The following is an 8,048-nucleotide window of genomic DNA, read 5'->3' as shown; positions in this document are numbered from 1 at the left end:
GCTCCATAATTCCTCCACCAATCTGACCTAAGATCACTCTCAAGAAGCTTGTCCGGATCATAATAATCGCTCCGGTCTTGATAGTTAACTACCAGCGGGTTGTGAAAATACGGCATGATTGTAAGGACTTGATGAGGGCGCCGAAATTCAGACTCGCTTTCTTGGACCACAACCTCTCGCCCGCTGAATAGAACTCTCAGGGCAAGAGAGTGCATGTTTAAACGATCGACAGTCTGCTGGACGCTTCTCACGAAATTTCTAGCTGTAGTTGCAGCTGCGCGGCCTTGGCTTGCCAGTTCGTCCAAGCCGTCCAGTATGATCAAAAGCTCCGGAAAGCTGTAATCTTTTTGCAGTGGATTATTTTTTAGTATTCCTTCATCTCGTACGAAACGCCCAATTTCATCAATAAAATCTCTACTAGGATCGATGAAGTGCAAAGGTACCAGAAGGACCTTTATTTTATTTTGGCTGGCGATATGCGCGCTGTAAATTTTAGAAAAGGAGGATTTACCGCTACCCGGGCCACCACTAATTGCACGAACAGCATCATCTTTTTTTGAAGAGGCTAGCCAGTTATCCAACTCATCTATCAAACGCACTACTACTCGCTGTTTGGTTTTCGATTCTTCAAGTGATTCGTTTTTGTCGCCTTTAGTTTCATAGTATGCGTTCAGTGGGATGTATATCTGGCGCAAGCCGAATGGCTCTCCGAATACTGGTTCCTCCAGTCGCATTTGAAGTTGGGCGCTGTACGCATCCCAACTATTTATATGCTCTATAGTGCTTGTGAAGGGAGAAGATAATGCGCTTTTTATCGTCTCATATTCAGCTTTGTTACGCTGCCACTCTTTGTGAAGGGAATAAGCTATGTAGCCGGGCAATCTGGAAGATATTGTGCATGCTATGCTTTTCGAATGCCCTTGGCGGACAAGCCATTCAATTATTGCTTCTTGAATAGAATTGACTATTGGTAGGTTCTGGGGTGCCAGGAAAAAGTCTTCGGTAATTTCGAAATTGCCGATATGCTGTTCTAGCAGTATTTCAAAGCTGCCGAAGTAATCTGTTTCACCTATTACCTCCTTGGTGTCTTCAAGCAACGCCTTTATAGCGGTAATTAAAGAGTTTTGTAGTAGCGTATACGCCATGATCTCTGGGCCAGTTTCGGCAAGGCCGATTGCGGCCATTGCATCAAGCCCATCGTCGCCTAGATCGTCAAACTTCCCCAGCAAGGCATGTCCGGCTCCTTTCGCCAGCGCGATCGCGAAAGATTTTACATCCAATGAAATAGGTCTTTTTATTATTGGCGTGTTTTTTTTTTACTTTTACTCTTGGTCGCTGACTTGCCATGCAGAACGTCCTGTTATGTAGATATGCTTGGTCGGCTTGTATTTGTATGTTTTTTCTTATTAGTTTCTAATGTGTTAGGCGATTCGAGTGCTGGTCGGCAAATGAACAAGTTGCATTCATGGCTCAATGCCATGATGCACGTTTGATTGGATCTTTTCCAGAAGTGTCTGCTACTGGCCGGTAGCAGTCATTCAGGCTTAGCGCTTTACGGCATGACATTGCCCTGAGCCCCCAATCTGCTCAACAAAGTAGCCCCATCAGTACCCCCCAGAACCTGATCAATTGCAGCGATTTTCAGGCTTGCAGCTTTGCCCTCAAAATCGCCGCCAATGCATGCAGCTTCCGCCTCATTTTGACGCGCATAGGCCAGATGCGCTGCAACCCGGACGTTGATTGGCGCCTCCACATCACTGCCCAGATAATCAGCAAGCAACCCCCTGATCTCAAGCAGCGCGAGCGCGAGTAGCCGGGTCTGATCTGACTGCATAAGGATTCCGATTACCAAAGATGGATATGCGAACGAATTCAGCGAGGCCGTCCTAGTCCCAGGACGGACAAAGCGAAACACCTATCCCAAAAGTGAAAAAGCCCCGCCAAAGCGGAGCTCTCTCCATCAACGCAGCAATCAGATCGCCGCATCACTCCACCGCCCATTCACCAGGCGACGCAGCCCCAACGGGTTGCCATCACGCAGTGCCTCAGGCAGCAGCGATTGCGGGTAGTTCTGGTAGCAAACCGGACGCAGGAAGCGATCGATCGCCAGGGTACCCACCGAAGTACCACGGGCATCGGAAGTCGCCGGGTACGGACCACCGTGAACCATCGCGTCACACACTTCAACGCCGGTCGGGTAGCCGTTGATCAGCATACGGCCGACTTTCTCTTCCAACAGTGGCACCAGCCAGGCGAAGGCTTCGAAGTCTTCCGCTTCACCGATCAGGGTGGCGGTCAGCTGGCCACGCAGGCCGAGCAGGGCAGCGCGCAGTTGCTCGTTGTCCTTGACCTCGACGGCGACAGTGGTCGGGCCGAAGGCTTCGTAGAGATAGATCCGTCCCATTTTTCCCCTGGTCAAGCACCAAGCCGGGAGGCTCACGCTTGAAGGCGGGGGGTGAAAGTATGTCGTTATCTGCTCGTCGAACACCTCTGTATGGCGATTGTTTTCGCCTAAAAAGGTGTCCGAGGTTAGTAGATCACTACAGACAATGATTGATGTGATTGTTACTGGTCTGTCCGCAGCATGACGCTCCGTCTGAATCCCCACCTCAGGACTTGAACAACTCATATTGGATCCATCATGATGATATCAAATCGACTTCATATTGCTGGCAGTGTGCCTGATGTATCAATTCAGTCGGAGGTTGCATGGACGCACAGACTCTACCTTCACCGAAAGACCGTTCCGACCCGTCAAAGACGCCTGACCAGTTTGTAATCCTGCCACCGGAGATTCGTGACGGCCGGATGAGCATAAGCACATACCAACGCATTGCGCACACGACCGACAAGCTGCCAGACGCCGGATTGGAGCTCACGATCCTCGGGCTTTTCGGTGAGGTCGGTAGCCTGCTCAGTGCCTTCAAGAAACTGCAGAGAGATCGGGCAGCCTTTAAGCGCTACAGCGCAACCATTCTTGAGGAGCTTGGCGACACGCTCTGGTATTTCTCAACGCTAGCCACGCGAGCCCAGCTCGATCTACCCACTGTTGCTCAACTGGCGTTTCGCGACCTGGAGGACTGGGACAGCACGATACCTGAGGATCCTTGTCTTGGTTTTGCTGACTTGCAGAGTCGAGATGGCGAAGCGGTCTCAGAAGATTCGTTCAGCACACATATCCTTGCGCTCGCAGGCTGCGTGGGCGATCTGCTCAATGACTTCAAAAACGGTGCTTTCAAGCGCAATCGCGACCAGCTTTCTGCGCATATGGTGGAAATATTCCGAGCACTGGTCGCTGCGGCGAACTCTGCCAATGTGGACATGAGCGCTGCGGCTCTTGGAAACCTCAAGAAGACCTTCAGTCGCTGGCCGGCAGACACGACCTACCCATCGCGTTTTGATGCCGGGATGCCAAAAAATGAACGATTCCCTCCACGGCTGGAATTCTACATTGCCGAAGAGACCGCAGGCGAGAAGCAGTACGTTATTCAGAAGTGCAATAAGATCATCATTGGTGATCGTCTGACCGATAACAAGATGGAGCGCGATGACTATCGCTTCCACGATGTATTCCACCTAGCGTTTGCAGTTCATCTGGGATGGTCTCCCGTGCTCCGGGCACTCCTTCATCTGAAACGCAAATGCGTTCCTGAAATTGACGAAAGCCAGGACGGCGCCCGTGCCATCCTTATTGAGGAGGGGGTCGCCACGTTCATCTTTGGCCGAGGGCTTGAGTGCGAGTTGTTTGAGAACATCGATCACGTTGACTATGACTTGCTAAAGTCCATTCAGGATTTCGTCAGGGGCTACGAAGTTGACTCGTGTGCATTGTGGCAATGGGAGAAGGCAATCATGGACGGTTTCAGCATCTTCCGACAGCTCGTTAATAAGCGAAAAGGCTACGTGATGGCGGACTTCGAGAATCACACGATCAGCTTTCGCGAAGGAAATGACGACGATGAATAGACGTTGTCCGTGTATTGCGTCCTGGAGCGCTGGCCACAGCGCTTCCCTTCAAACCGTCCAGCTATCTACACACCTGGTTTAGGAGTTTCACCGATGAGCGATAAGGCGTGTATCGTCTTCACGACAGGGCTCGAACGGAAAGCCCAAGCAGTGTCGGAACAATTGAACGACAGAGGTTTCGAGGTCTGCATGACCGGAGCCGAGCAGCCTGAAGTTGAAGCTGCTCAGGCGAAACAGACTGTCTCCGATGAGATACAGAGCTGCATCAACAACGCCGTAATCAGCATTTTCCTAATCCCAAAGGAAGGCTACGAGTGCCTGGAAGGTGCCGCCGAACATGCTGCAACGTGTGGTAAACGCATCGTAGCCATTGCTGAAGACGTCGAGTCACTACCTCAGGTATTCGATGAACACGCCTACTCTGTACTCACGATTGACAGTCCGCGACTAGATGAGGTGATAGGGGGAGACCCAGTCTGGGAGCGTGCAGACGGCGGTCCACGCGAGGAACGCGACATTGATCGGGTCATCTGCCAATGAATGATCTACCAAAAGTATTCTCCTACAAGCTCGTGAGGGATTACGGCTTTGCGCCAAATCCGTTTCATGGCATCTGCACTCTGGGCACCTGCAAACCACAGATCAGGGAAGGAGCCCGAGTGGGAGACATCATCATTGGCTGTGGCAGCAAAGCCCTGAAACTTGAAGGCATGATGATCTTCGCAATGCGAGTGTCCCAGAAAGTGTCTTTTCAAGAATATTGGGAACACGAAGTGTTCAGAATCAAGCGACCCCATTTGCGTGCAAGCAAAAGCATGGCCTATGGAGACAATATCTACCGCCGGGACGGCAATGGCTGGATTCAAGCAGACTCACATCACAGTTTCGCGGGAGGAGCATTGAACCGGGAGAACCTAAAGCGGGATACCGGCTCAGACAATGTTCTGATCGGCGAGGATTTTGTTTACTGGGGGGCGAACGCCGTAAATATTCCTGAACATCTACGTAACTTTGAAGGAGACGATCTCTACCCACATTCGAGAAACTACCGAAACGGGTTCTCTAAAGGCTTCAGGGCCGAAATTGATGCCTGGTTTAATAAGATCACTGTTCGGGGCCTCAGAGGCCGACCAGCTTCTTGGGGCTAATCTACCTTGGATAATTCAAAGACCTTGCCCGCGTTTTATCCTAGGGAGACGATTGCAATAGCTGCTCATGCGCAGGCCGGGAAAAAACTGTCAGTTGCGCAAGGCAGATGCGATCCAAGTGATCCAGGCTCATTGAAGTACCATCTCCAGCCTCTGATTATGGAAAGGGACCTTCCATGCCGGTACCGACACCGCAATTACCCTCTTTATCGATCCCGCAATACCGACTGAAAGCCGGTGACACCAACCAGTTTCAGACGGATGAAGGTGGTTACCAGAAGCTGAAATTCGGCTATTTCGGCGAAGTAGGTGGACTACTCTCCGCAGTCAAAAAGGTCGGTCGTGACCGCCTAGCAGCCTCTGTCAGCGATTTAGCTGCCGAGGAGTTGGGGGACGCACTGTGGTATCTGATCAACATTGCGGCATCGGTTGATGTCGGCCCGGATGAAATAGGTGCCAGTTGCATCGCTTATCTACGCTCGGAATTTGGAGAAAGCGAGAGGCCCTCCATCCTGCCCGTGACGTTCCGGCACATCGACAGCCTCATGGAAGTGCGCAGAAGCCCGAACTATGTCGACCGCTCCTCCCAGCTCGCCAGATTGGCAAACCGGGCAGGTGAGCTGGCCGAGGTATCGTTTGCCTCCATGCGGGCCTTGTCTCCCTCATCGCGCAGCCAAAATCTGGGGATTCATCTTGCGGAGTTGGCCATCGCCTGTGCCAGCTTCGATCTGAGATTAGAGGACGTGGCCCGGAGTAACATCGAAAAGATCCTTAGCCGATGGCCAGATGAGGACGCCGTCTATCCGCCACCGTTTGATCTCAAGTGTCCTAATCATGAACAATTCCCCGCCGAATTAGCCATGGAGTTCAATGAACGGGGCACCCGCGAAAATGGCTACGTTGTACAGAGCCTGAAGGGTGTGTTCATTGGGGATCGGTTAACGGACAACAGCAACGAACCGGACGACTACCGCTTCCACGACGTTTTCCATCTGGCCTATGTCGCGTTTCTTGGCTGGTCGCCCGTGCTGCGCGCACTGCTCAAACGCAAGCGCAAATCCGATCCCAAAAAGGACGAAAATGAAGACGGTGCACGCGCGATGATCATCGAGGAAGGCATCGCGACCTGGATCTTCAACCATGCCAAGAGCCGCAAGTTTTATATCGACGCCAAGCCAGGCGCGTTGGATTACAGCGTGCTAAAACAAATCGAAAGCATGGTCGAAGGCTACGAGGTAGAGGCGTGCAAGCTGTGGCAGTGGGAAAAAGCGATCCTTACCGGGTTTCAGGTCTTTCGCGACCTGCAGAGACACCGATGCGGCACCGTACATGTCAATGTGCTCGAACACACCATGCACTTTGAACCTTTAGAAAAGAATGAGCAGCCATGAACCCTACCGCCTTTGTGAAGGCCCTGTCCGAGCTGAAGCTGGACAACGTATTCAATCCCTACGCTGATAAGTGTCCCATTCACGATCGTAGCGATGCTGTCGCTGCACGCCGCCGCAATTTGCGTGGCTACCTTAAAGCCGCGACCGATATCGGTGTCGACACCATCTGGATGGGACGAGATCTGGGATATCGAGGCGGTCGACGGACCGGCCTAGCTCTGACAGACGAGTTCCACCTTCCAGAAATGATGCAGCGTTATCCGGGCTCGGACTTCAAGCAGGCAACGGTAGGCCCAGCAGTGGTCGAGCGCACCGCCTCTGAAATCTGGTCAGTACTAAGGGCACTTAAGCTTCCACCACTGCTGTGGAACGTGTTTCCGTTTCATCCGCACGAGCCAGGTAATCCTTTCACCAACCGCAAGTTCACTGCGCGCGAACTGCAGAAGGTCGATCTGCTCAACGAGACCTTAATTAAGTGGCTGGGGGTACGTCGTGTAGTCGCCATTGGTGGTGATGCCTACAACTATGCTAGCCGCTTTGATGTCGAAGTCGTTGCCATCCGTCATCCGAGTTACGGCGGTATCAAGGACTTCCGTAACGGGATGAGTGCCCTGTACAACATCCCCGTAGAGACATTCAGTTCGAAACGCCAAAGCACCCAAGGTTCACTGTTCTAAATCCGGGAGTGCTGCGAGCAATTGCTTGGCGGCTTTCGCTCCGCCCAGCGATTCCCCATCAAGGCAAGCAGGGGGGGGGACGATTCAAGTCGGAACCCTACGTTCGAATTCGGACTCATCGCTGAAAAACTTGTGCGAGTTGCCCGGCTTGATCAGGTCGCCTTGCGGTGGTTTCGCACGGCTTCTCTTCCTCCTAGCGCTTCAATGTCACCCAGCTTTTGAGGCTAAGCTGAAACAGCCTTCCCAAAAATCTCATATTTCCCACACGATTCAGGCATGGGACAATATTGTGTGCGTCAAACGTCGTGGCTACAGTCCCAAGGTCGCTGCAAATTCAGCGATACGGGTTTTGCAGCCCGTGACAACAAAGGCGCACAACGCCGCGGTCAGCGGCATTTTTTCGTTCGCGTTATGGCGAGCTGTGCGCAGGAGGCTTCGGCCTGCCGGTTCCTTTGTTGCCGGTCTGCAAACCTGTGTACGGCTCGTCACCCCTCGTTTTGCAGCGTAGGTGCCGGGCTCCTGACCCAACAAAGGAACGCCACCATGACCAAGAAAATTGTCCCTGATCCGCCGCCTACCAACAGGGCTTTCGGCACAGACAACGAAGCATCCACCACCCGCTTACTCGACAGTCTCACATTCACCCGTTTCCGCCCCGTTGCTCCAGAATCCTCTAATAAACCTTCCTTGTTCGCCATCCAGCAGGGCGTCACCGCCTATGACGCGCTGGCCCACGTCTCGCGCCTGCTCGAAACGGCAGAACTCAACGGCGACGAACTCAGCTTGCACACCGATCCTTTCGTGTCAACGCCAACCCAAAACTGACCCCTTTACCTCATTTTTCGCCAACTGAAATTTGACCCCCT

At 52.6% G+C, this 8,048-nt stretch carries 8 protein-coding genes and 1 pseudogene; 6 read left to right on the top strand and 3 right to left on the bottom strand.

Features of this window, described 5'->3' with window-relative positions; translation table 11 throughout:
• The 3 genes and pseudogenes from K675_RS0116435 to K675_RS0116425 form a co-directional block, all read right to left on the bottom strand.
• Positions 1 to 1,280: hypothetical protein (locus tag K675_RS0116435; protein WP_198291649.1), on the bottom strand; the 1,280-nt coding region annotated here is incomplete at its 3' end.
• A gap of 272 nt (positions 1,281 to 1,552) precedes the next feature.
• Positions 1,553 to 1,834, bottom strand: coding sequence for a hypothetical protein (locus K675_RS0116430; RefSeq protein WP_017904594.1), 282 nt, complete (start codon positions 1,832 to 1,834; stop codon positions 1,553 to 1,555).
• A gap of 138 nt (positions 1,835 to 1,972) precedes the next feature.
• A pseudogene (locus K675_RS0116425) lies at positions 1,973 to 2,383 on the bottom strand (aldehyde dehydrogenase); the annotation flags it as partial.
• A gap of 326 nt (positions 2,384 to 2,709) precedes the next feature.
• Between K675_RS0116425 and K675_RS0116420 the strand changes: the two are divergent.
• From K675_RS0116420 to K675_RS32355, 6 genes are all read left to right on the top strand, one after another.
• Positions 2,710 to 3,966 (top strand): nucleoside triphosphate pyrophosphohydrolase family protein, encoded by a 1,257-nt coding sequence (locus tag K675_RS0116420; RefSeq protein WP_017904592.1) that lies wholly within the window; start codon positions 2,710 to 2,712, stop codon positions 3,964 to 3,966.
• Positions 3,967 to 4,059: 93 nt separating this feature from the next.
• Positions 4,060 to 4,506, top strand: coding sequence for a hypothetical protein (locus K675_RS0116415; RefSeq protein ID WP_017904591.1), 447 nt, complete (start codon positions 4,060 to 4,062; stop codon positions 4,504 to 4,506).
• On the top strand, positions 4,503 to 5,114 hold the full coding sequence (locus K675_RS0116410) for a hypothetical protein (RefSeq protein ID WP_037006623.1): 612 nt from the start codon (positions 4,503 to 4,505) through the stop codon (positions 5,112 to 5,114). The genes K675_RS0116415 and K675_RS0116410 overlap by 4 nt, the downstream gene beginning before the upstream one ends.
• 176 nt (positions 5,115 to 5,290) lie before the next feature.
• The gene (locus K675_RS0116405; protein WP_017904589.1) at positions 5,291 to 6,505 is read left to right on the top strand and encodes a nucleoside triphosphate pyrophosphohydrolase family protein; all 1,215 of its coding nucleotides are present in this window, start codon (positions 5,291 to 5,293) and stop codon (positions 6,503 to 6,505) included.
• Positions 6,502 to 7,182, top strand: coding sequence for a uracil-DNA glycosylase (locus tag K675_RS0116400; protein ID WP_017904588.1), 681 nt, complete (start codon positions 6,502 to 6,504; stop codon positions 7,180 to 7,182). The genes K675_RS0116405 and K675_RS0116400 overlap by 4 nt, the downstream gene beginning before the upstream one ends.
• A 543-nt stretch (positions 7,183 to 7,725) precedes the next feature.
• Positions 7,726 to 8,007: a hypothetical protein gene (locus K675_RS32355; RefSeq protein ID WP_232434443.1), complete on the top strand. Its 282-nt coding sequence runs from the start codon at positions 7,726 to 7,728 to the stop codon at positions 8,005 to 8,007.
• Positions 8,008 to 8,048 lie beyond the last annotated feature (41 nt).

Source organism: Pseudomonas fuscovaginae SE-1 (genome assembly GCF_000364705.1).
Taxonomy (GTDB): domain Bacteria; phylum Pseudomonadota; class Gammaproteobacteria; order Pseudomonadales; family Pseudomonadaceae; genus Aquipseudomonas; species Aquipseudomonas fuscovaginae_A.
Note: the sequence above shows the minus strand (reverse complement) of the source record. Positions and strands in the feature narration are given on the sequence as shown.

Bases quoted from the DNA above. Each gene is read 5' to 3' on its own strand.
- K675_RS0116430 (WP_017904594.1), bottom strand. From the start codon at position 1,834: ATGCAGTCAGATCAGACCCGGCTACTCGCGCTCGCGCTGCTTGAGATC.
- K675_RS0116420 (WP_017904592.1), top strand. From the start codon at position 2,710: ATGGACGCACAGACTCTACCTTCACCGAAAGACCGTTCCGACCCGTCA.
- K675_RS0116415 (WP_017904591.1), top strand. From the start codon at position 4,060: ATGAGCGATAAGGCGTGTATCGTCTTCACGACAGGGCTCGAACGGAAA.
- K675_RS0116410 (WP_037006623.1), top strand. From the start codon at position 4,503: ATGAATGATCTACCAAAAGTATTCTCCTACAAGCTCGTGAGGGATTAC.
- K675_RS0116405 (WP_017904589.1), top strand. From the start codon at position 5,291: ATGCCGGTACCGACACCGCAATTACCCTCTTTATCGATCCCGCAATAC.
- K675_RS0116400 (WP_017904588.1), top strand. From the start codon at position 6,502: ATGAACCCTACCGCCTTTGTGAAGGCCCTGTCCGAGCTGAAGCTGGAC.
- K675_RS32355 (WP_232434443.1), top strand. From the start codon at position 7,726: ATGACCAAGAAAATTGTCCCTGATCCGCCGCCTACCAACAGGGCTTTC.